This window comes from Variovorax sp. V35, assembly GCF_041154465.1.
Taxonomy (GTDB): domain Bacteria; phylum Pseudomonadota; class Gammaproteobacteria; order Burkholderiales; family Burkholderiaceae_C; genus Variovorax; species Variovorax boronicumulans.
In genome coordinates, this window is the sequence record NZ_AP028666.1 from 6676675 (window position 1) to 6697436 (window position 20762).

At 69.1% G+C, this 20762-nt stretch carries 20 protein-coding genes and 1 tRNA gene; 8 read left to right on the plus strand and 13 right to left on the minus strand.

The window, feature by feature from the left end; all coding sequences use genetic code 11:
• Window positions 1-76: 76 nt before the first annotated feature.
• Window positions 77-151 (minus strand) — tRNA-Arg (locus tag ACAM42_RS30800).
• A 42-nt stretch (window positions 152-193) separates the two neighbouring features.
• Entirely contained in the window at window positions 194-862 is a 669-nt protein-coding gene (locus tag ACAM42_RS30805; protein WP_369630421.1) for a TetR family transcriptional regulator, read from the minus strand.
• Between the two features lie 179 nt (window positions 863-1041).
• Between ACAM42_RS30805 and ACAM42_RS30810 the strand changes: the two genes are divergently transcribed.
• The 4 genes from ACAM42_RS30810 to ACAM42_RS30825 all read left to right on the plus strand — a co-directional run bounded on the left by ACAM42_RS30810 (window position 1042) and on the right by ACAM42_RS30825 (window position 7658).
• Window positions 1042-2337 carry an efflux RND transporter periplasmic adaptor subunit gene (locus tag ACAM42_RS30810; RefSeq protein WP_062481754.1) on the plus strand — a complete coding sequence of 432 codons (1296 nt, stop codon included), beginning with the start codon at window positions 1042-1044 and terminating at the stop codon, window positions 2335-2337.
• 15 nt (window positions 2338-2352) lie between these two features.
• Window positions 2353-5520 carry an efflux RND transporter permease subunit gene (locus tag ACAM42_RS30815; protein WP_070063807.1) on the plus strand — a complete coding sequence of 1056 codons (3168 nt, stop codon included), beginning with the start codon at window positions 2353-2355 and terminating at the stop codon, window positions 5518-5520.
• Window positions 5513-6937, plus strand: coding sequence for an efflux transporter outer membrane subunit (locus ACAM42_RS30820; RefSeq protein WP_062481759.1), 1425 nt, complete (start codon window positions 5513-5515; stop codon window positions 6935-6937). The genes ACAM42_RS30815 and ACAM42_RS30820 overlap by 8 nt, the downstream gene beginning before the upstream one ends.
• A gap of 115 nt (window positions 6938-7052) precedes the next feature.
• Window positions 7053-7658: a cytochrome c5 family protein gene (locus ACAM42_RS30825; RefSeq protein ID WP_062481762.1), complete on the plus strand. Its 606-nt coding sequence runs from the start codon at window positions 7053-7055 to the stop codon at window positions 7656-7658.
• 91 nt (window positions 7659-7749) lie between these two features.
• On the opposite strand, the gene ACAM42_RS30830 is transcribed toward ACAM42_RS30825, so the two are convergent.
• The 4 genes from ACAM42_RS30830 to ACAM42_RS30845 form a co-directional block, all read right to left on the minus strand.
• Complete coding sequence (locus tag ACAM42_RS30830; protein ID WP_369630422.1) at window positions 7750-8298, minus strand: DUF2946 family protein; 549 nt, start codon at window positions 8296-8298, stop codon at window positions 7750-7752.
• Window positions 8291-9307, minus strand: coding sequence for a YheT family hydrolase (locus ACAM42_RS30835; protein ID WP_369630423.1), 1017 nt, complete (start codon window positions 9305-9307; stop codon window positions 8291-8293). The genes ACAM42_RS30830 and ACAM42_RS30835 overlap by 8 nt, the downstream gene beginning before the upstream one ends.
• 81 nt (window positions 9308-9388) lie before the next feature.
• Window positions 9389-9841, minus strand: coding sequence for a nuclear transport factor 2 family protein (locus ACAM42_RS30840; RefSeq protein ID WP_062481770.1), 453 nt, complete (start codon window positions 9839-9841; stop codon window positions 9389-9391).
• A gap of 52 nt (window positions 9842-9893) precedes the next feature.
• Entirely contained in the window at window positions 9894-10697 is an 804-nt protein-coding gene (locus tag ACAM42_RS30845) for a hypothetical protein (RefSeq protein ID WP_369630424.1), read from the minus strand.
• A gap of 53 nt (window positions 10698-10750) precedes the next feature.
• Between ACAM42_RS30845 and ACAM42_RS30850 the strand changes: the two genes are divergently transcribed.
• From ACAM42_RS30850 to trxC, 4 genes are all read left to right on the plus strand, one after another.
• The gene (locus ACAM42_RS30850) at window positions 10751-11344 is read left to right on the plus strand and encodes a LemA family protein (protein ID WP_369630425.1); all 594 of its coding nucleotides are present in this window, start codon (window positions 10751-10753) and stop codon (window positions 11342-11344) included.
• Window positions 11345-11356: 12 nt separating this feature from the next.
• Window positions 11357-12289: a YgcG family protein gene (locus ACAM42_RS30855; protein WP_369630426.1), complete on the plus strand. Its 933-nt coding sequence runs from the start codon at window positions 11357-11359 to the stop codon at window positions 12287-12289.
• Between the two features lie 5 nt (window positions 12290-12294).
• Complete coding sequence (locus ACAM42_RS30860; protein WP_369630427.1) at window positions 12295-12825, plus strand: TPM domain-containing protein; 531 nt, start codon at window positions 12295-12297, stop codon at window positions 12823-12825.
• 61 nt (window positions 12826-12886) lie between these two features.
• Window positions 12887-13336 carry a thioredoxin TrxC gene (gene trxC, locus ACAM42_RS30865; RefSeq protein ID WP_369630428.1) on the plus strand — a complete coding sequence of 150 codons (450 nt, stop codon included), beginning with the start codon at window positions 12887-12889 and terminating at the stop codon, window positions 13334-13336.
• 18 nt (window positions 13337-13354) lie between these two features.
• Here trxC and ACAM42_RS30870 read toward each other — a convergent pair whose 3' ends face one another.
• The 7 genes from ACAM42_RS30870 to ACAM42_RS30900 form a co-directional block, all read right to left on the minus strand.
• On the minus strand, window positions 13355-13879 hold the full coding sequence (locus tag ACAM42_RS30870) for a DUF3617 domain-containing protein (protein WP_369630429.1): 525 nt from the start codon (window positions 13877-13879) through the stop codon (window positions 13355-13357).
• 69 nt (window positions 13880-13948) lie between these two features.
• Entirely contained in the window at window positions 13949-14653 is a 705-nt protein-coding gene (locus ACAM42_RS30875) for a phosphatase PAP2 family protein (protein WP_369630430.1), read from the minus strand.
• Between the two features lie 52 nt (window positions 14654-14705).
• The gene (locus ACAM42_RS30880; protein WP_369630431.1) at window positions 14706-15872 is read right to left on the minus strand and encodes a Gfo/Idh/MocA family protein; all 1167 of its coding nucleotides are present in this window, start codon (window positions 15870-15872) and stop codon (window positions 14706-14708) included.
• Window position 15873: 1 nt separating this feature from the next.
• On the minus strand, window positions 15874-16839 hold the full coding sequence (locus ACAM42_RS30885; protein WP_369630432.1) for a substrate-binding domain-containing protein: 966 nt from the start codon (window positions 16837-16839) through the stop codon (window positions 15874-15876).
• Between the two features lie 54 nt (window positions 16840-16893).
• Window positions 16894-17898, minus strand: coding sequence for an ABC transporter permease (locus tag ACAM42_RS30890; RefSeq protein WP_369630433.1), 1005 nt, complete (start codon window positions 17896-17898; stop codon window positions 16894-16896).
• Window positions 17888-19423, minus strand: a complete 1536-nt coding sequence (locus ACAM42_RS30895) for a sugar ABC transporter ATP-binding protein (RefSeq protein ID WP_369630434.1) — start codon at window positions 19421-19423, stop codon at window positions 17888-17890. Before ACAM42_RS30895 ends, ACAM42_RS30890 begins: the two co-directional genes overlap by 11 nt.
• A complete protein-coding gene (locus ACAM42_RS30900; RefSeq protein WP_062480207.1) occupies window positions 19420-20589 on the minus strand; it encodes an ROK family protein in 1170 nt (389 codons plus the stop codon). Before ACAM42_RS30900 ends, ACAM42_RS30895 begins: the two co-directional genes overlap by 4 nt.
• Window positions 20590-20762 lie beyond the last annotated feature (173 nt).

A 20762-nucleotide genomic window follows, 5' to 3' on the forward strand; every position in this document is an offset into this window, starting at 1 on the left:
TCGGACTACGGAATAGCCCTCTTCAGAGGAGAAAACAAAAAGGCCGGACACCTTTGGAAGTGTCCGGCCTTGTAGCTGGTCCCGCCGCCAGGAATCGAACCTGGATCTCAGCCTTCGGAGGGCCGAATTCTATCCGTTGAAATACAGCGAGAGGGGTGCTCCGGAATGCACCGGAGCCACACATTATGGCCTATCAGGCCGCGGCGGTTTCCGCGTCCTGCGCCGTCGGGACGCCACCGGCCGGCGTGCGCGGGAAACCGAGCCCGGCCAGGTAGACGCGGAAGGTGCGCCGGCCGGTCGACACGAGGTCGAAGGCCGTGGGGTCGAGCAGCCAGTTCTGGATCAGCCCGCCCATCAGGGCGTGCATGCCCTGCGCCGCGACTGCGCCCGGCAACGGCAGCCGGATGCGGGCGCGCCGCGCGGCCAGCCGCAGGGCCTTTTCGAAATCGACCACGCAGGCGTTGCGCGCGTCCAGGTGGCGCTGCTGCACCGAGGCCATGTCGTGCGTGTACTCGACCTTGTGGGTCGCGATGTCGAACACGCGCCGCACCTGCGGGTCGGCGACCATGAGCGTCAGCGCGTGGATCAGGCCTTCCTCGATCTCGACCAGCGGGTCATCGCCGGGGATGTCGCTCTTGGGCGGCGTCTCCAGCGGCAGGATCACGCGCTCCATCATGGCGTTGAACAGATCGGCCTTGTCCTTGAAGTGCCAGTAGATGGCGCCCCGGGTCGCGCCGGCCTGCTGCGCGATCTGCTGCAGCGTGGTCTGCGAAACACCTTGCGCCTGAAACAGCAGTTCCGCGGCATCGAGCAATCGATTCCGCGTCGCCAGTGCTTCTTCCTTCGTACGACGTGCCACCAAGTCTCCTGATTTGTAAAGCGAACGCCCTTTGCGTATCGTGGGGCCATTGCATGGCTGTCACTATACATCCATGAATGTATGTAAACTAGCGCGCTTCTCGGATGGCCCACCTGCCCGTGCTGGTTTACGGATCTCTCCCGCAAACGCGCCATCTCCCGTCTTCGCATCAAAGGAATCACATGCCTCTTCTGCATGTCTCGCGTCAACCGTCCTTGTCGTTTTCGCCGCGTCTCGCGACCGTGGCCCTCGTCTCCCTCCTGTTCCTGGCCGCCTGCGGCAAAGGCGAGGCCCCGGCCGGACCGGGCGGCGGTGGCGGTGGTGCCCGTCCGGCGCCTGAAGTCGGCGTGGTGACGGTCAAGCCCACCGACGTGGGCCTCGTGACCGAGCTGCCCGGCCGCCTCGAAGCCTCGCGCATCGCCCAGGTGCGCGCCCGCACGCCGGGCATCCTGCTCAAGCGCGAGTTCCGCGAAGGCAGCGACGTGAAGGCCGGCCAGCTGCTGTTCCGCATCGACCCGGCACCGCTGGTGGCCGCCACGCAGAACGCCCAGGCCGCACTGGCGCGCGCCGAAGCCAACGCCGTGCAGGCCAAGGCGCTGGCCGACCGCTACAAGCCGCTGGTCGAGGCCAACGCCGTGAGCAAGCAGGAATACGCGACGGCCGTGGCCTCCGCCAAGACGGCCGACGCCGACGTGGCCGCCAACCGCGCGCTGCTGCAGACCGCCAAGATCAACCAGGGCTACGCCGATGTCACCTCGCCCATCGCGGGCCGCATCGGCCGTGCGCTGGTCACCGAAGGCGCACTGGTCGGCCAGGGCGACGCCACCGAGTTGGCCGTGGTGCAGCAGATCAACCCGCTGTACGTGAACTTCACGCAGTCGGCCTCCGACGTGCTCAAGCTGCGCCGCGCCGTGGCCGCCGGCCAGTACAAGCGTGCCAGCGGCGAAGAAGCCGCGAGCATCCGCGTGGTGCTGGAAGACGGCACCGACTACGGACAGGACGGCAAGCTGCTGTTCTCCGACCTCACGGTCGACCCGACCACGGGCCAGGTCACGCTGCGCGCCGAGATCCCGAACCCCAAGGGCGAGCTGCTGCCCGGCCTGTACGTGCGCGTGAAGCTCGAGCAGGCCCAGGTGACGAACGCGATCACGGTGCCGCAACAGGCCGTCACGCGCACCCAGCAGGGCGACCACGTGACGGTGGTCAGCGCCGACGGCAAGCTGAGCCAGCGCACCGTGAAGATCAGCGCCGCCAAGGACAACCAGTGGGTGGTGCTCGACGGCCTGAAGGCCGGCGAACAGGTGATGGTCGACGGCTTCCAGCGCCTGCAGATGATGCCGCCCGGCACGCCCGTGAAGGCGGTGCCGTGGCAGAAGCCGACGCCGAACGGCGCGGCTGCACCCGCGGCACCGGCAGCGTCTGCTGCCGCAGCGGCACCCGCCGCCAGCCCGGCTTCGGCCCCGGCTGACAAGAAGTAATCAGGAGCGCCTCGCATGGCCAAATTCTTTATCGACCGACCTATCTTCGCGTGGGTGATCGCACTGTTCATCATCGTGGTGGGCGGCGTCGCCATCACGCAGTTGCCGATCTCGCAGTACCCGCCGGTGGCCCCGCCGGCCATCGTGATCAACGTCGCCTACCCCGGTGCCTCCGCGCAAACGCTCGAGGACAGCGTGCTGTCCGTGATCGAGCGCGAGATGAACGGCTCGCCCGGCCTGATCTACATGGAATCGGTGGCCCAGGCCGACGGCACCGGCGCCATCACCATCAGCTTCGAGGCCGGCACCAACGAAGACCTCGCGCAGGTGGACGTGCAGAACCGGCTCTCGCGCGCCACGCCGCGGCTGCCCTCGGCCGTGACGCAGCAGGGCGTGCGCGTGGACAAGTCGCGCAACAACTTCCTGCTGTTCGCGATGCTGTCCTCGGACAACCCCGACTTCGACCCGGTGGCGCTCGGTGACTACGCCGCGCGCAACATCGTGCCGGAACTGCAGCGGATCGACGGCGTGGGCCAGGCCCAGCTGTTCGGCTCCGAGAACGCGATGCGCATCTGGATCGACCCGGCGAAGCTGCAAGGCTTCAACCTGTCGGCCAACGACGTCAATGCCGCGATCCGCGCACAGAACGCCCAGGTGGCGTCGGGCACGCTCGGCGACCTGCCGAACATCCCCGGCCAGGCGATCTCCGCCACGGTCACGGTGAACGGCCAGCTCAACAGCGTCGAGCAGTTCCAGAACATCGTGCTGCGCGCCAACACCGACGGCTCGACCGTGCGCCTCAAAGACGTGGCGCGCGTCGAACTCGGCGGCCAGAACTACGCCACCTCCGCGCGCCTGAACGGCGTGCCCGCGGTCGGTATCGGCGTGCAGCCCACGCCCACCGGCAACGCGCTGAAGTCGGCCAAGGCCGTGCGCGCCAAGATGACCGAGCTGGAGCGCTACTTCCCCAAGGGCGTGAAGTGGGACATTCCTTATGACAGCTCGCGCTTCGTGCAGATCTCGATCTCCGAAGTGGTGAAGACGCTGTTCGAGGCCATCGCGCTGGTGTTCCTGGTGATGTTCCTGTTCCTGCAGAACTGGCGCTACACGATCATCCCGACGATCGTGGTGCCGATCGCGCTGCTGGGCACCTTCGCCACGCTGCTTGCACTCGGCTTCTCGATCAACGTGCTCACCATGTTCGGCATGGTGCTGGTGATCGGTATCGTGGTGGACGACGCCATCGTGGTGGTGGAGAACGTCGAGCGCATCATGAGCGAAGAGGGGCTGTCGCCGCTCGACGCCACGCGCAAGGCAATGCAGCAGATCTCGGGCGCCATCATCGGCGTGACCGTGGTGCTGATCTCGGTGTTCGTGCCGCTGGCCTTCTTCGCGGGTTCGACCGGCAACATCTACCGCCAGTTCTCGGCGGTGATGGTGGCCTCGATCGGCTTCTCGGCCTTCATGGCGCTGTCGCTCACGCCGGCGCTGTGCGCCACGCTGCTCAAGCCGGTGGAAGCCGGCCACCACCATGAGAAGCGCGGCTTCTTCGGCTGGTTCAACCGCGGCTTCTCGCGCACGGCCAAGGGTTACGAAGGCGTGGTCGCGCGCATCCTGCGCCGCGCCGCACGCTACCTCGTGATCTACGCCGCGATCATCGGCGCCGTCGCGTACTTCTACACGCACCTGCCGAGCTCGTTCCTGCCCGAAGAAGACCAGGGCAACATCATCGTGAACGTGCAACTGCCCCCGGGCGCGACGCAGGAGCGTTCGCTGTCGGTGATGCAGCAGGTCGAAGGCTTCATCCTGAAGCAGCCTGAAGTGCAGAGCATCGTGAGCGTGATGGGCTTCAGCTTCTCCGGCCAGGGCCAGAACGCGGGCCTCGCCTTCGTGACGCTGAAGGACTGGGAAGAACGCAAGGACCCGGCCAACTCGGCCAGCGCGCTGGCCGGCCGAGCCTTCGGTGCACTGTCGGGCATCCGCGACGCCTTCATCTACCCGCTGAGCCCGCCGCCGATTCCCGAACTGGGCAATGCCAGCGGCTTCAGCTTCCGCTTGCAAGACCGCGCGGGCGCAGGCCACGAGGCGCTGATCAACGCGCGCAACCAGCTGCTGGGCATGGCCTCGCAGAGCAAGATCCTCGCGCAGGTGCGCCCTGACGGCCTGGAAGACGCGCCACAGCTGGAGATCGACATCGACCGCGACAAGGCCAACGCCCTGGGCGTGAGCTTCGACGCGATCAACAGTGCGCTGTCGACCTCGCTGGGTTCGAGCTACATCAACGACTTCCCGAACCGCGGCCGCCTGCAGCGCGTGGTGGTGCAGGCCGATGCGCCGGCACGGATGCAGCCGGACGACCTGCTGCGCCTGAACGCCGTCAACACCAAGGGCCAACCGGTGCCGCTGTCGGCTTTCGCGACCACCAAGTGGGTCTCGGGCGCCACGCAGACCGTGCGCTACAACGGCTACCCCGCCATCCGCATCAGCGGTGACGCGGCGCCGGGCCAGAGCACGGGCGCGGCCATGGCCGAGATGGAAAAGCTCGCCGGCCAGCTGCCGCAAGGCTTCGGCTTCGAGTGGACCGGCCAGTCGCGTGAAGAAAAGCTCGCCGGCTCGCAGGCCATGATCCTGTACGGCTTCGCGATCCTGGCGGTGTTCCTCTGCCTGGCCGCACTGTACGAGAGCTGGTCGATCCCGCTGTCGGTGATCCTGGTGGTGCCGCTGGGCGTGCTGGGTGTGCTGGTGGCGACGATGCTGCGCGCCTATTCGAACGACGTGTACTTCCAGGTGGGCCTGATCACCATCATCGGCCTGTCGGCGAAGAACGCGATCCTGATCATCGAGTTCGCGAAAGACCTGCAGGCGCAGGGCCGCGGCGTGGTCGAGGCTGCGCTCGAGGCCGCGCACCTGCGGTTCCGTCCCATCATCATGACCTCGCTGGCCTTCGGCCTGGGCGTGCTGCCGCTGGTCCTGGCCTCGGGCGCAGGCTCGGCGAGCCAGCGTGCCATCGGCACCGGCGTGCTCGGCGGCATGGTGACCGGCACGGTCCTGGCCGTGATCTTCGTGCCGGTGTTCTTCGTGGTGGTGCGCACGCTGTTCAAGGGCAGCGCGCGCCAGCACGAGGCCGACAAGCGGCATGCGGCAGCTGCCGGCATCACGGGAGACACCACACACCATGACTAAGAAACCTCTGATCCCCACCGTGCTGGCAGCAGCGATGCTGCTGGCAGGCTGCTCGCTGATCCCGACCTACGAGCGCCCCGCGGCGCCGGTGCCGACGACCTACCCGGGCGACCCGGCGCAGCCGTCGGGCCCCGCCGCGGCCGCCCTGCCCTGGCAGGACTTCTTCACCGACCCGCGCCTGGCGGGCCTGATCCAGACGGCGCTGGCGAACAACCGCGACCTGCGCGTGTCGGTGCTCAACATCGAGCAGGCGCGTGCGCAGTTCCAGATCGAGCGCTCGGCGCTGTTCCCGGCGCTCGGCCTCACGGGCACGGGCTCGCGCTCGAGCCCCAACGCCTACCAGGCGATCGATCCGACGCAAGGCAGCGTGGCCTCGCAGTACGCTGTCAACTTCGGCTTCACCGCGTGGGAGCTCGACTTCTTCGGCCGCATCCGCGCGCTGAAGGACCAGGCGCTGTCGCAGTACCTGGCCACGGAAGAGTCGCGCAAGGCCGCGCAGATCAGCCTGATCGCGGCCGTGGCCAGCGGCTGGCTCACGCTGCTGGCCGACGACGAGCTGCTCGAGATCACGCGCCAGACCATGGTCACGCGCGACGAGTCGGTGCGCCTGACCAAGCTGCGCTTCGACAACGGCGTGTCGTCCGAGATCGACTTCCAGGCCGCGAACTCGCAGGCCGAGACCGCGCGCGCCGCCTATGCGCAGCAGCAGCGCGCCCGCCTGCAGGACGAGAACGCGCTCGCGCTGTTGCTCGGCGCGCCGGTGCCGGCCGAGGCCACCGCCGGCGGCACCAAGGGTCTCGCGGGCATCCGCCCGATGCCCGACGTGCCGGCCGGCCTGCCCTCCGACCTGCTGACCGAGCGGCCCGACATCCGCGCGGCCGAGCAGCAGCTGATCGCGGCCAACGCCAACATCGGCGCGGCGCGCGCGAACTTCTTCCCGCGCGTGTCGCTCACGAGCTCGATCGGCACCGCGAGCAGCGAGTTCTCGAACCTGTTCGATCGCGGCACCAAGGCCTGGAGCTTCGCGCCCACGGTCACGCTGCCGATCTTCGATGCGGGCCGCAACATCGCGGGGCTCAACTCGGCCAAGGCCGGGCGCGAGATCGCGGTGGCGCAGTACGAGAAGTCGGTGCAGACCGCGTTCCGCGAAGTGGCCGACGCCCTCGCGGGCCGCGCCACGCTGGGCGAGCAGGCGCGCGCGCAGACCGCGCAAGCCGACGCCGAGGCGGTGCGCTACAAGCTGTCCGACCTGCGCTATCGCAACGGCATCGCCAGCGCGCTCGACCTGCTCGACGCACAGCGTTCGCTGTTCACGGCGCAGCAATCGGCGGTGGCCACGCGCCTGCTGCAGCTGCAGAACCAGGTCACGCTGTACAAGACGCTGGGTGGCGGCTGGGCCACACGCAACAACGGTTGAGACACCTGCGCGTCCGATATGGAGAGGTCAATTGCCCGCGCGGGCAAAGGGCCTCTCTATAATCGCCGGTTGGTTAGAAAAAGCCCCCGACGAGCCCCCCGTTATTGAGGACGCCATGAGCGCAGACCCGCACAACCAGGCCACAGAAGAAGCCCATACCGGCCCGATCAAGAACCCGAAGCAACTGCTGCTCGCGGTATTTTTCTCTTTCATCATTCCGATCCTGATCATCGTGGGCCTCGTGTCCTATGTGGTCTCGGGCACCAAGCCCGCCGGTACCGCGGAGGGCGACAACATGGCGCTCTACGGCGTGACCAAGGAATCGCGCGACCGTGAAGTGGCCGAGCGCCTCAAGAAGGTCGGCTCCATCGAGATCCGTGACGCCAACCGGCCGCTGGCGGCTGGCGATGCCGTGTTCAAGGCACAGTGCGTGGCCTGCCACGGCGCGCCCGGCATCCCCGGCGCCCCGCACCTGAACGACGCCGCAGCCTGGGGCCCGCGCATCGGCCAGGGCTATGCGACGCTGCTCGAGCACGCGCTCAAGGGCAAGGGCGCGATGCCCGCCCAGGGCGGCGGCGACTTCGAAGACATCGAAATCGGCCGTGCCGTGGTGTACCTGGCCAACGCCGGTGGCGCCAAGTTCCCGGTGCCGGACCGTCCGGCAGCGGCTGCCGCACCGGCCGAAGGTGCATCGGCTGCGGCCAGCGCGCCTGCCAAGTAAGCAATCGACGGCGCCTCGCGCCCATGAAAAAACCGGCTCTCAGGCCGGTTTTTTTACGCCCGGACGATCCGGATTGCTATCTTTTCAGTAGCTATACAGCCACGCCTGCATGGCGTTCTGCCGGGCTCAGCACATGGCAGAAGCGCCCCGGCAGGTCGGCCGCGCGCACCGGCTCCGGCGTCCAGACGCCCTGCTCCACGGCCTCGGCGGCGATGCCCACGTCCTGCGTGTGCACCAGCCCGAGCCCCGCCGGCGCCACGAGATAGAGCCGGCCCTCTTCGTCGAGCAGGCAGCCCGACACCTCGGCCGGCACGCCCGTGTGGGCCGTGACCGGGAACGTGCCCGCGCCCTGCTGCGCCACGCGCCACACCAGCGGCGCCGCCTCCAGCTCGACATACACGCGCTGCGGCCCGTTCTGGAAGAACCACTGGCCGTCGGCGTCGTGCTCGTAGTTGCGGTGGATGAAGTCGATCAGCTTGTCGTGCCGCAGCATCGAGCCCTTGGCGCTGCGAAACGGGCCCTGCGCCTGCGTGCGGTCGTCGCGCATGTACCAGTTGCCGCGCGCGTCCAGGCCGAGCCAGCCGTAGCAGTGCGGCACGTTCGGCCACTTGGCCAATGCCTGTTTGACGATGTCATCCATGGGCCGTATTTTGCGCCTGCGTCGACGAGAGGTGGTGCGCCAGCCACCCTCCCACGCGCTCGGGCATTCCGCCCACATGCCCCGGCGGCAGGCCGAGCGGAAAGCCCACGTGGCCGCCACCCGCGGGCTGCCACAGCGTGACGTGCGACCCGACCTCGCTGGGCCCCGGCAGGCTGCGGGCCGGAATGAAGGGGTCGTTGCGTGCGTTCACCACCAGCGCGGGCACGCGGATCGCGCCCAGCAGCGGCTTGGACGAGCCGCGCGCCCAGTAGTCGTCGGTGTTGCGAAAGCCGTGCAGCGGGGCCGTGAACACGTCGTCGAAGTCGTAGAGATCGCGCGCAGCCATCAGCCGGTCGCGGTCGAACAGGCCCGGGAACTGCGCCAGCTTGGCCAGCGCCTTGGGCTTCATGGTGGCAAGGAACATGCGCGTGTAGACCAGCCGGTTGAAGCCGCGCCCGATCGCCTCGCCGCCCGCCGCCAGGTCGAGCGGTGCGCACACCGACGCCACTGCATCGACCGAGGCCCGCGCGCTCTCGCCCGCCTCGCAGGCCCAGCGCAGCAGCGCATTGCCGCCCAGCGAGACGCCGGCCGCCAGCACCGGCCCGCCGCCGCCCTGCATCACGTGCTGCGCGTGCATGCGCCGCAGGATCCAGTCGATCTCCTCGTGGTCGCCCGAGTGGTAGGCGCGCGGCGCGAGGTTCAGCTCGCCGCTGCAGCCGCGAAAGTGCGGCACCGCGAAGGCCATGCCGCGCGCGGCGGCAAAGGCCGCGAAGGCCTCGGCGTAGTGGCTGCGCGAGGAGCCCTCGAGCCCGTGGAACAGCACCAGCAGCGGCCGGGAGCCGGGCTGCGGCGCATCGGCGAAGTCGACGTCGATGAAGTCGCCGTCCGGCGCGGTCCAACGTTCGCGGCGGTACACCGGCGCCGCTCCGTCGAAGCGGCGCGCCCACAGCGCGGCCCAGATGGTCTGCAGGTTGCCGCCGGGCAGCCAGCGCGGGGCGTCGTAGCCCATGGCGTCGTACGCGGCGGGCGACGCGGAATTCGGTGAGAAAGAGGAAGAAGGAAAGGGAGAGGCCATCGCTCGAAGCAGGACTCAGTGCAGGACCTGCGGCGGATCGTTCGCGTCGTCCGGCTCGCGCGCGCTGCCCGGGCTCGCGTGGTGCGCCACCATGCGCCAGCCCTGCGCGGTCTTGTGATACACGTTGGTGGCCAGCACGAAGGCATGGCGCGGCCCCTCGGCCGTGAGCACCTCGATGCGCTCCAGCACGTTGTGCACGGCGCTCGCCAGCGACTCGATCTTGCGCACGCGCGCCGGCGTCGCATGGATGGCGCCGTTGGCGAACATCTGCTCGAAGGCTGCGCGGATCGCCACCGCGCCCACCAGCCGCGGGCCGCCCGGGTGGACGCAGAACACCTCGTCCTCGTCGGCCCAGCAGGCCATCAGCGCATCGACATCGCCGCGTTGCAGCGCTTCATAGAAGGCGGCCTCGACATCGTCGGCAGTGCCGCCGATGGCCGCGGCGGCGCGGAAAGGGGTCTTGGGCATGGCGGTGAAGGGCGAGAGCGAAGGGGGTAGGCCGGATTTTGCCCTGCCCATGTCACGGCCATGTGGCAGCAGGCGACCCGGCCGTGGGTGCTTCGGGCGCGGACGCCGGAATCAGCCACGCACGAGCCGCCGCCTCGGTGGCGCCCTGCGCGGCCTGCCACACCATCTCGGGCGCGGCCACGTGCACGCCGGGCGGCGCCACGCGCAGCGCGAGGTCGACCAGCTCGGCCATCTTGGGCGCGCGCACCGGCTGCTCGTTGGCCGGCACCATGAACCGCATGATCGACAGCATCCAGGCCGCCAGCCGCTCGCCGAGGTTGGCCAGGCGCACGTCAGCCGGCTTGCGCGCCGAGCGCAGCAGGATCACGCGCTCGAAGCCGCAGGCGACCACGGCCTGCTCGTCGAGGCTGGCCAGCCCGCGCTTGAGCGCCTCGGGCAGCCGGCCGCGGTCGTGCGGCTGCACGATGGCCAGCGTGCGCACGCCGCTGGCGCGCAGCCAGCGCGCCAGCTCGGGCAGGTCGGCGGGCTCGGGGTGCCACAGCGCGCGCTCGCGGCCGTGGTACAGGCGCGGCGGATCGAAGGCGACCACCGCCACGTCGGCCGCCACCAGCGGCCACTGCGCGATCGGCAGCGCCGGGCACTGAACCGTCTCGACGCCGGGCAGCCCGTCGTGCATGGGCTCGCGCGCCAGCACGCGCGTGCGCTGGAAGCGGTGGCGGCCCGCGAGCCGGTGCAGCAGCTCCTGGCCGAGCGCGCCGGTCGCACCCGCGATCAGCAGCGTGCCGGTGGGCGGCGCGGCAGCGGGCGGCACCGCGCGGTTCGCGGCCTGCAGGGCGTGGAGGGGATCGAGGGCCATGACCCCATCTATGCTAACTTCGGCCTCCTTCTGCGGAGGTAATGCAAATGATGATGAAGCGCTGGGTCCTGATTCTCGCGGCCGTCCTGTCCCTCAGCGGATGCGGCTACAACCAGTTCCAGTCCCTCGACGAGGCCAGCAAGTCGGCCTGGAGCGAGGTCCTCAACCAGTACCAGCGGCGTGCCGACCTCGTGCCGAACATCGTCGCCACCGTGAAGGGCGAGGCCAGCTTCGAGCAGGACACGCTCACCAAGGTGATCGAGGCGCGCGCCAAGGCCACCTCGATCCAGGTGACGCCCGAGACGCTCAACAACCCCGAGGCCTTCAACAAGTTCCAGCAGGCGCAGGGCGAGCTGTCGTCGGCGCTGTCGCGGCTCATGGTGGTGGCCGAGCGCTACCCCGACCTCAAGGCCAACCAGGCCTTCCGCGACCTGCGCGTGACGCTCGAGGGCACCGAGAACCGCATCACCGTGGCGCGCAACCGCTACATCGAGAGCGTGCAGGAGTACAACGTGCTCGCACGCAGCTTCCCGACCAACCTCACGGCCATGGTCTTCAGCTACAAGCCGAAGGCGAATTTCTCGGTGCAGAACGAAGCCCAGATCTCGACGCCGCCCACGGTCGATTTCAGCACCCCCAAGAAGTAAGAAGCGGCGCCGATGGCCGCAGCCCTGATCCGCCGCGCACTGGCTGCGATCTTCATCGCGGCCCTCGCATGGGCCGGCCTGCCCGCGCTGGCGCAGGGCCTGCTGCCGATCCCCACGCTCACCGCGCGCGTGATCGACCAGACCGGCACGCTCGACGCCGCGCAGCGCTCGGGCCTCGAAACCAAGCTCGCGGCCTTCGAGCAGCGCAAGGGCTCGCAGATCGTGGTGCTGATGGTGCCGACCACTGCGCCCGAAGACATCGCGAGCTACGCGCAGCGCGTGGGCGACGCCTGGAAGATCGGCCGCAAGGGCGTGGGCGACGGCCTGCTCGTAATCGTCGCCAAGGACGATCGCAAGATGCGCATCGCCACCGCCAAGACGCTCGAAGGCGCGGTGCCCGACCTCGCAGCGGTGCGCATCATCGACGAGGAGATGAAGCCGCGCTTTCGCAACAACGACTTCGCGGGCGGCCTGAACGCGGCGGTGGACCGGCTCATCGGCCTGGTCGACGGCGAGCCGTTGCCAGAGCCCTCGCGCAACAACCAGAGCGGCAGCAGCAACGACGGCTTCGACTGGGAGAACCTCGCGATCTTCCTGTTCGTCGGCGTCTTCGTCGGCGCCCCGATCGCGCGCGCCATCCTGGGCAAGACGATGGGCTCGGTCGCCATGGGCGGCGGCATCGGCGTGGTCGCGTTCTTCCTCACGACCAGCACGGTCATCGCGGTGATCGCCGGGCTGATCGCGCTCATGGTCTCGCTGTTCTCGGGCCTTGCCGGCTTCGGTCCCGGTCGCGGCGGCCGAGGCGGCGGCGGTGGGGGTGGCTGGAGCAGTGGTGGCGGTGGCGGTGGCGGCGGCTGGAGCAGCGGCGGCGGAGGTGGTGGCGGCGGATTCAGCTCCGGCGGCGGTGGCAATTTCGGCGGCGGCGGCGCCTCGGGAGACTGGTGAACGACATGGCAACTGCAGACCCCACGCTCCTCTCGAAGCTGGGCCGCATCTGGCGGCATCGCTGGACCGACGAAGCCGCGGTGCGCCGCGTGCTGCCGGCCGATGCATTGGAGCGCTTGGCCGGCCGCGTGGCCGCGAGCGAGCGGCGCCACAGCGGCGAGATCCGCATCTGCGTGGAAGCCGGCCTGCCGATGTCCTACCTGTGGCGCCACGCGTCGCCGCGCGAACGCGCCGTCATGCTGTTCGGCAAGCTGCGCGTGTGGGACACCGCGCACAACAACGGCGTGCTGATCTACCTGCTGCTGGCCGAGCACGCCATCGAGATCGTGGCCGACCGCGGCATCGACGCCCACGTGGGCAGCGCCGAATGGGCCGCCATGACGCAGCGCATGGCCGTGGCCTTCCGCGAAGGCCGCTTCGAGGACGGCATCACGCTGGCGCTGGAAGAGGTGTCGGCGCTGCTGATGGCCCACTTCCCGCTGGCCGACGACCAGCCCGACACCAACGAGCTGCCCGACGCGCCCGTGGTGCTCTGAGGCCCGGCGCCCTCGGCGCCGGCGCCTTGCAATCCGCGCACACGGCCCCTATTTTTCGGGCATGACCGAATCCGAATCGCTGCACATCGTCTGCCCGCACTGCCACACGACCAACCGCGTGCGCACGGCGCAACTGGGCAGCGCGCCCGACTGCGGCAGCTGCCACCGCCCGCTGTTCACCGGCCACTCCACCGCACTGCCCGACGTGGCCACCTTCGATCGCCACATCGCGCGCAACGACATCCCGGTGCTGGTCGATTTCTGGGCGCCCTGGTGCGGCCCGTGCCGCCAGATGGCGCCGGCCTACGAACAGGCGGCGGCCCAGCTCGAACCGCAGGTGCGGCTGGCCAAGGTCGACACCGAGGCGGTGCAGGCGCTGGGCGCGCGCTTCAACATCCGCAGCATCCCGACGCTGGCCCTGTTCAAGGGCGGCCGCGAGGTCGCGCGGCAGGCCGGCGCGATGGGCGCGGCCGACATCGTGCGCTGGGTCAAAGCGAACGGCGCGGGCTGATCCCACAACCGGCCGCGCTCACTTGCGCGGCGGCATCTTCGCCATCGCGTCGAGCATATTCATCTTCATGCCGTTGCCCATGACCATGTCGCCCGGCTTCTGGCCCGGCTTGCAGGGGCCGACCCACTTGGCGTCGATCACGCTCGTGCCCTCGGTGCGGCCCATGAGCGGCGGGCTGTAGGTCGACTTGCTTTCGACGCGGTAGGCGCTGCTGAAGTCGCCACTCATCACGGCGCGCGAGGTCGCGGTGGTCGGGCCGATCTTGCAGACCGAGTCGATGACCAGCTTCACGCCTTCGAGGCGCAGGTCCTGCTTCGAGCACATGTCCTTGCCCATGCCCTGGCCCATCTCGCGCATCGCCTTGTCGGTGGCCGCGTCGATGCATTGCTGGATCGTCTGGCCCGGCACCTTGGCCGTGGCCGCACCGCCCTCGCCGGTCTGGATTTCCCACAGGCCCGGCTTGCGCGCCGGGTAGTCGATGGCCAGCGCGGGGCCAGCGAGAAGACAGGCGACGGCAGCGAGGGAGAACAGGCGACAGGTCATGGCGGGCTCGGTGGACGGCGATGCCGCTTTGTACCGTCGGCGCCCGCGCGGCGGAATACCGCGATCGGTCTACGCCGCCCGCGCCGCGACCGGCGCCAGGGCGGCCGAGGGCCGCTCGCGCAACGCGAAGCCCAGCGCCAGGCCCAGCCCGAGGCCGCCCAGCACGTCGATCAGCACATGCTGGCGCACCGCCATCGTTGAGTACACGATGGCCACCGCCCACACGAGGTTGAGCAGCCGCGGCCAGCCCGGCGCGCCGGCTTCGCGCAGCTGCCGCGCCAGCACCATGCAGGCGAACACCGAGAACGACACATGCAGCGATGGAAAGGCATTGCCCGCCGCGTCGAAGGTCTTGAGGAAGTGCAGCGACGAACCCGGCGCGGCATCGATCGCGAAGTTCGGGATCGCCGTCGGCATCCACCAGAACACGGCCAATGCGATCGCCGTCATCACCGCGCAGCCGATGGCGATGGTGTTCAGCTCGCGCCGGTCCTTGGCCAGCAGCACCGGCAGTGCGATGTAGGCCCACAGCGTGAGGTACACGGGCAGCATCGCCGGCCAGAACGCGATCAGCCGGTCGACGGCCGTGAGCGGCAGCACCCACGCCGGCCCGGCGTGGTGCATGACCCAGAAGTACAGCGGGAAGAAGCCCAGCGTGGCGACGGTGTTGCCGGCCAGCTTGAGCAGCCACAGCGTCCGGCAGCGCTGCCAGAGGGCGCGCGGCCATGAAGGCTGAGGCGAAGGGGCGTCGAAAGGAGATGGGGAATGCGTCATGGCGGCCGCTGGTGCCGCGGCTTCGTCTCGTTTCAACGAGGCTCGTGCGCGGCTACCAGGGCGTCCACTTTAATTCGCTTCCAGCCGACGCCACCGTGCGCTCGATGAAGCGCACGCCGCGCGCCCCGTCTTCCACGCGCGGATAGTCCGCCGCCAGCGGATCGGCCACCTGCCCCGCGAGCCGCGCGCGGATGTCCGCCGCCACACCCGCATAGACGTTCGCGAACGCCTCGATGAAGCCTTCGGGATGGCCGGCCGGCAGGCGGCTCGCGCGCCGCGCCGACTCGCACAGCCAGGGCGCGCCGCGCGTGAGCACGCGCCGGGGCCCGTCGTGCGGCAGGTGCACGAGCTGGCTCGGCTGCTCCTGGCGCCATTCGAGCGTGCCCAGCGTGCCGGAGACGCGCAGGCGCAGGTCGTTCTCCAGCCCGGTGTTGATCTGCGAGGCCACCAGCACGCCGCGCGCGCCGCCCTGGAAGCGCAGCAGCAGGCTGCCGTCGTCGTCGAGCAGGCGGCCCGGCACCAGCGCGCCGAGGTCGGCGCACAGGCTCTCGATCTCCAGGCCGGTGACGGTGGCCACGAGGTTCTCGGCATGCGAGCCGATGTCGCCGATGGCGCCGGCTGCGCCGCTGCGCGCGGGGTCGGTGCGCCAGTCGGCCTGCTTGTTGCCGCCCGCGGCTTCCACGTGGCTGGCGAGCCAGCCCTGGTTGTATTCGACGACGACCTTGCGGACTTCGCCGATCTGGCCCGTGCGCACCATCTCGCGCGCCTGCCGGACCATCGGGTAGCCGGTGTAGTTGTAGGTCACGCCGAACACCGTGCCCTGCTTCGCTACGGTGGCGACCAGCGCATCGGCCTGCGCGCGCGTGTGCACCAGCGGCTTGTCGCACACCACATGGAAGCCCGCCTCGGCGAAGGCCTGCGCCACGGGGTAGTGCACATGGTTGGGCGTGACGATCGAGACGAAGTCGATGCGCTCATCGGCCGGGCGCTTCAGCTCGTCGGCCAGCAGCGCCTGCCAGTCGCCGTGGTTGCGGTCGTCGGCCAGGCCGAGGTCGCGGCCCGAGGCGCGCGCCTTGTCCGGGCTCGACGACAGCGCGCCGGCGACCAGCGCGATCTGGCCGTCGAGCGCCATGGCCTTGCGGTGCACGGCGCCGATGAAGGCGTCGCGACCGCCGCCGACCATGGCGCAGCGCAGGGGACGTGCAGCGATCTCGGTCACCTTAGAACGGCGAATTGGGATGGTAGAAATCTTTCGCGTTTTCCTTGGTGATCAGCACCGACGGAATGATCGTGGTCGCCGGCAGCTTCTCGCCCTTCAGGCGCGCTTCGGCCGTGAGCTTGATCGCGTCGTAGATGAACTTGGGCGAGTAGCTCACGTCGGCCGTGATGCGCTTGTCCTTGCCGTCCATGATGGTCTTGACCATGTCCTTGGCGCCGGCGCCGCCGAACACGATCTTGATGTCGTCGCGCTTGGCCTGCGAGATGGCCTTGAGCACGCCCACGGCCATGTCGTCGTCGGCGGCCCAGATGGCGTCGATCTGCTTGAAGCGCGTCAGGTAGTCCTGCGTGACCTTGAAGGCGTCGTCGCGGTTCCAGTTGGCGTACTTGGCGTCGAGCAGCTTGATGTCGGGGCTGCCCTTGAGCACGGCGTTGAAGGCGTCCATGCGCTCGTTGTCGAGCGTGGTCGCGATGCCGCGCAGAGCAACCACATTGCCCTTGCCGCCGAGCTGCTTGACGATGTACTCGGCCGGGATCTTGCCGAAGGCGGTGTTGTCTCCGGCCACATACGCATCTTGTGCGCTGGTGTCGGTGAGGCCGCGGTCGACCACGGTGACGTACGCGCCCTTGGCCTTGACCTGCGCGACCGGCTTGGTCAGTGCGGCCGATTCAAAGGGGAACACGACGAGCGCGTTGATCTTCGTGACCGTCGACAGGTCCTGCAGCTGGTTGGCCTGCTCGGGCGCATTGGCGGCGGTCTTGATCGTGATCTTCAGGTCCTTGTGCTCTTTCTCGAGGTCCTTCTTCGCCTGGTTGGCCCAGTAGTTGATGCCGCCCATGAAGCTGTGCGTGGCCGCGGGAATCGACACGCCGAGGTTGACCTTTTCCGCGGCAAGCGCGGGCAGGCTGGCGGCGAACGCTGCGGTGGCAACCGCCGTGAGCGCGAGGCGTCGGGTGAAAGTCGTCATGCTGGATGTCTCCTCTTTGGTGGGTGGAACGGGAACGGAACGAACAACGAAAAACTAGCGGCGTCCGCGCTGCAGGAACGCGACGACGATGATCACGAAGCCCTGCACCGCAGCGTTCAGGTACACGCTGATGATGCTGGTGAGGTTCAGGATGTTGCTGATGACCGAGAGCAGGATCGCACCCACCACCGTGCCGGTGATGCTGCCCGCGCCGCCCTTCAAAGCAGTGCCGCCGACGATCACCGCGGCAATGGCTTCGAGCTCCCACAGCAGGCCGGTGGTCGGCGAGGCCGAGCCCAGGCGTGGCACATATAGCAAGGTGGCAATGCCCACGCACACGCCGAGCAGCACGTAGGTGAGGATCTTCACGCGGTCGACGTCCACGGCGGCGTAGCGCGCCACCTGCTCGTTGGAACCGATGGCCTGCACGTAGCGCCCGTAGGCGGTGCGATTGAGGATGACGCCGCCGATGACCGCGACGATCACGAACACCCACACCGGCACGGGAATGCCCGCGAGGCTGGCGTAGTAAACGGGCGCGTAGAGGTCCGACAGCTCGTTGTCGAGCGTGAGCGCGCCGCCGTCGGCAAAGTACGTGAGGTACGCGCGGAAGATGCCCAGCGTGCCCAGCGTCACGATGAAGGGCTCGATGCGGCCCTTGGTGATGAGCAGGCCGTGCGCCAGGCCGAACAGCGCGCCCAGCACCACGGCGAGCACCGCGCCCATCATCACCGCCATCAGCGGCGAGCCCGAGGCCGGGCCAGCCCAGTTGATGAACATGATCACGCTGCCCGCGATGAGCGCGGCCATCGAGCCCACCGACAGGTCGATGCCGCCCGAGATGATCACGAAGCACATGCCCACCGCGATGATGCCGATGAAGGCGGTACGCGTGAGCACGTTCATCGCGTTGTCGACGGTCGCGAAGTCGCCGTTGAGCAGCGTGCCCGCGATGCACAGCAGCACGAGGCCGATGACTGGGCCGAGGCCGTGCAGGCGCTCGGTCCAGCGCGGCTTGCCTTCGCTGCGGTGTGGCTGCTGAGCGGCGTCAGGCTGCATGGGTGTCTGCGGTTCCGGTGGCATGAGCGATGAGCTCCTCTTCAGTCAGGTGGGTCGCGTCCAGCGTGGCAACGAGCCGGCCCGCGCGCATCACCGCGACGCGGTGGCACAGGCCGATCAGCTCCATCAGCTCGGACGAGACGACGATCACCGCGAGGCCTTCGCGGGCGAGTCGCTGGATCAGGAAATAGATGTCGCGCTTGGCGCCGATGTCCACGCCGCGCGTGGGCTCGTCGAGCACCACCACCTTGGGCTGCGGCTGCAGCACCTTGGCGAGCGCGAGCTTCTGCTGGTTGCCGCCCGACAGCGACGAGGCCCGCACGTCGAGCGAGCCGGTGCGGATGCCATAGTCCTTCACCGCCTCGCCGAGCGCCGCGCGCTCCGCGTCGGGCTTCAGCCAGGGCTGCGCGTAGCGCTCCAGCGCCATCAGCGTGAGGTTCTGGCGCAGGCCGAAGTGCACGTGCAGGCCCTTGCCCTTGCGGTCTTCGCTGAGGTAGGTGAGGCCGTGTTTCGCGGCATCGCGCGGATTGCGCCAGCCCTTGCCGTGCGGCACGGGCTCGCCGCGCATCTCGACCGTGCCGCTGGCGGGGCGCAGCCCGAGCAGGCCCTCGAAGAGTTCAGTGCGGCCCGCGCCGACGAGGCCCGCGAAGCCGAGGATCTCGCCGGGGCACACCTCGAAGCTCGCGTCCTGCGCCCAGCCGGGCACGCTGAAATTGCGCACGCGCAGGGCGGGCTTGTCGGCGGCCACGACGAGGTCGCGCGGCGGGTACAGGTCAGCCAACTCGCGGCCCACCATGAGGTTGGCCATCTGCTGGCGCGAGACCTCGGGCGTCGGTGCGCGCGCCACGAAGCGGCCGTCGCGCATCACGATCACCTCGTCGGTGACCTGCTCCACCTCGTCGAGCTTGTGCGAGATGTAGACGATGGTCACGCCGTCGGCGCGCAGCTGCGCGATGAGCTTGAACAGGCGCTCGGTCTCGCCGGGCGTGAGCGTGGCGGTGGGCTCGTCCATGACGAGCAGGCGCGCGCGGCGGGCGATGGCCTTCGCGATCTCGACGAGCTGCTTCTCGGCGACGATGAGGCGGCGCACTTTGGTGCGCGGGTCGATGGCCAGGCCGACGGCGGCGAGCGCGGTGGCGGCATCGCGCTCCATCGCGGCGTCGTCGAGCAGCCAGCCTTTTTTCTTCTCGTGGCCCAGGAAGATGTTCTGCGCCACGCTGAGGTCTTCGGCGAGGTTGAACTCCTGGTGGATGAGCACGATGCCCAGCGCCTCGGCATCGCGCGAGCTCGTGAAGCTTTGCGGCTGGCCGTTGATGCGCAAGATGCCGCCGGTCAGCGACTCGTAGCCCGACAGGATCTTCATCAGCGTGGACTTGCCCGCGCCGTTCTCGCCGAGCAGGCCGTACACGCGCCCCGGCGCCAGCGCAAAGCTCACGCCATGCAGCACCTGCACGGGGCCGAAGGCTTTCACCACGCCGTCGAACTCGACGGCCACGCTGCCCTTGGTTGCCACGGCGTTCGTCATGGCGCTACCCCTCGGGCCTTGAGCGTTTCCTGCATCGCCAGCACGCCCGCGCCGACGAGGCCGCCCTGCGTGCCCAGCGGCGTGTATTGAATCTCGAGGTGTCGCGTCGACAGCGCGAGCGAGCGCTGGTAGACGCTCTGGCGCACGGCCGCGAGAAACAGCGGCCCGATGCGCGTGATGCCGCCGCCGATGAACACGTGCGAGGGATTGAAGAAGTTGACGACCGACGCGAGCATCTGCCCGATCAGGCTGCCGGCGCGCTGGATGATGGCGTTGGCCGCCGGGTCGCCGCCGCGGCTGGCCTGCCCCACGTCGAAGGCGTCGATGCGCCCGCGCGTGCGCAGGCATTCGGCGAGCGTCGCGCTTTCACCGGCTTCGGCCGCCTGCATCGCCATGCGCGTGATCGCGGGGCCCGCCGCCATCGCCTCGACGCAGCCCAGGTTGCCGCAGTGGCAGCGCGGGCCTTCCTGGTCGACGCAGATGTGGCCCACGTCGCCAGCCGAGCCGGCCGCGCCGCGGTACACCTCGCCGTGACAGACGATGCCGCAGCCGATGCCGGTGCCGATCTTGATCACAAGGAAGTTCGAGAGCGAGCGCCGCAGCCGCCACAGCTCGCCGAGCGCCATCAGGTTGACGTCGTTGTCGACGAACACCGGCGCCGCGTAGTCTTCACGCAGGTAGTCGCGGATCGAGAAGCTGTCCCAGGCCGGCATCAGCGGCGGGTTCACGAGCTGACCGATCTCGAAGTTGACGGGGCCGGGCACGCCGATGCCGATGCCCAGGACGTTCCGTGGGCCCTGCCCGCAGCGGGCCAGCAGTTCGCGCATGAGCACGCGCACACGGGCCAGCACCACGGCCGGGCCTTCGCGCACGTCGGCGGCTTCTTCGTGCTGGGCCAGTACCGTGAGGTCGGGACGCAGCACCGCGACATCGAGGCTGGTGGCGCCGATGTCGATGCCGACGAGCACGCCGAGTTCGGCATTGAGCTGGAGGTTTTCGGCGCGGCGACCGCCCGAGGAGCGCTGCAGGCCGGCCTCGGCCAGCAGGCCCTGGTCGACGAGGCCGGCGATCAGGCCGTTGGCCTTGCTCTTGGAGAAGCCGAGCTGTTCGGCCATGGCATGGCGCGAGCCGCCGGCCGACCAGAAGGTCGATTCCAGCAACCGCATTTCGTCGGTCGTGATGCCGCTCCAGGGTGCCACGCGTTTGTCTCCGCTCTTTTTGGAAAGGCGCCGGTCGAACGATCGGGTGATCGGCCGCCGGGCGAAGGCGAATACTAGGAGGGCATCTTCAGCCGGGCAAGGCTTAACTTCGACCTATTTCAAATCAAACTTGCCCATAG

What these genes read in the sequence shown, in the direction of transcription:
- ACAM42_RS30810 (WP_062481754.1), top strand. Translation starts at nt 1,042, where the DNA reads ATGCCTCTTCTGCATGTCTCGCGTCAACCGTCCTTGTCGTTTTCGCCG.
- ACAM42_RS30815 (WP_070063807.1), top strand. Translation starts at nt 2,353, where the DNA reads ATGGCCAAATTCTTTATCGACCGACCTATCTTCGCGTGGGTGATCGCA.
- ACAM42_RS30820 (WP_062481759.1), top strand. Translation starts at nt 5,513, where the DNA reads ATGACTAAGAAACCTCTGATCCCCACCGTGCTGGCAGCAGCGATGCTG.
- ACAM42_RS30825 (WP_062481762.1), top strand. Translation starts at nt 7,053, where the DNA reads ATGAGCGCAGACCCGCACAACCAGGCCACAGAAGAAGCCCATACCGGC.
- ACAM42_RS30830 (WP_369630422.1), bottom strand. Translation starts at nt 8,298, where the DNA reads ATGGATGACATCGTCAAACAGGCATTGGCCAAGTGGCCGAACGTGCCG.
- ACAM42_RS30835 (WP_369630423.1), bottom strand. Translation starts at nt 9,307, where the DNA reads ATGGGCTACGACGCCCCGCGCTGGCTGCCCGGCGGCAACCTGCAGACC.
- ACAM42_RS30840 (WP_062481770.1), bottom strand. Translation starts at nt 9,841, where the DNA reads ATGCCCAAGACCCCTTTCCGCGCCGCCGCGGCCATCGGCGGCACTGCC.
- ACAM42_RS30845 (WP_369630424.1), bottom strand. Translation starts at nt 10,697, where the DNA reads ATGGCCCTCGATCCCCTCCACGCCCTGCAGGCCGCGAACCGCGCGGTG.
- ACAM42_RS30850 (WP_369630425.1), top strand. Translation starts at nt 10,751, where the DNA reads ATGAAGCGCTGGGTCCTGATTCTCGCGGCCGTCCTGTCCCTCAGCGGA.
- ACAM42_RS30855 (WP_369630426.1), top strand. Translation starts at nt 11,357, where the DNA reads ATGGCCGCAGCCCTGATCCGCCGCGCACTGGCTGCGATCTTCATCGCG.
- ACAM42_RS30860 (WP_369630427.1), top strand. Translation starts at nt 12,295, where the DNA reads ATGGCAACTGCAGACCCCACGCTCCTCTCGAAGCTGGGCCGCATCTGG.
- trxC (WP_369630428.1), top strand. Translation starts at nt 12,887, where the DNA reads ATGACCGAATCCGAATCGCTGCACATCGTCTGCCCGCACTGCCACACG.
- ACAM42_RS30870 (WP_369630429.1), bottom strand. Translation starts at nt 13,879, where the DNA reads ATGACCTGTCGCCTGTTCTCCCTCGCTGCCGTCGCCTGTCTTCTCGCT.
- ACAM42_RS30875 (WP_369630430.1), bottom strand. Translation starts at nt 14,653, where the DNA reads ATGACGCATTCCCCATCTCCTTTCGACGCCCCTTCGCCTCAGCCTTCA.
- ACAM42_RS30885 (WP_369630432.1), bottom strand. Translation starts at nt 16,839, where the DNA reads ATGACGACTTTCACCCGACGCCTCGCGCTCACGGCGGTTGCCACCGCA.
- ACAM42_RS30890 (WP_369630433.1), bottom strand. Translation starts at nt 17,898, where the DNA reads ATGCAGCCTGACGCCGCTCAGCAGCCACACCGCAGCGAAGGCAAGCCG.
- ACAM42_RS30895 (WP_369630434.1), bottom strand. Translation starts at nt 19,423, where the DNA reads ATGACGAACGCCGTGGCAACCAAGGGCAGCGTGGCCGTCGAGTTCGAC.
- ACAM42_RS30900 (WP_062480207.1), bottom strand. Translation starts at nt 20,589, where the DNA reads ATGCGGTTGCTGGAATCGACCTTCTGGTCGGCCGGCGGCTCGCGCCAT.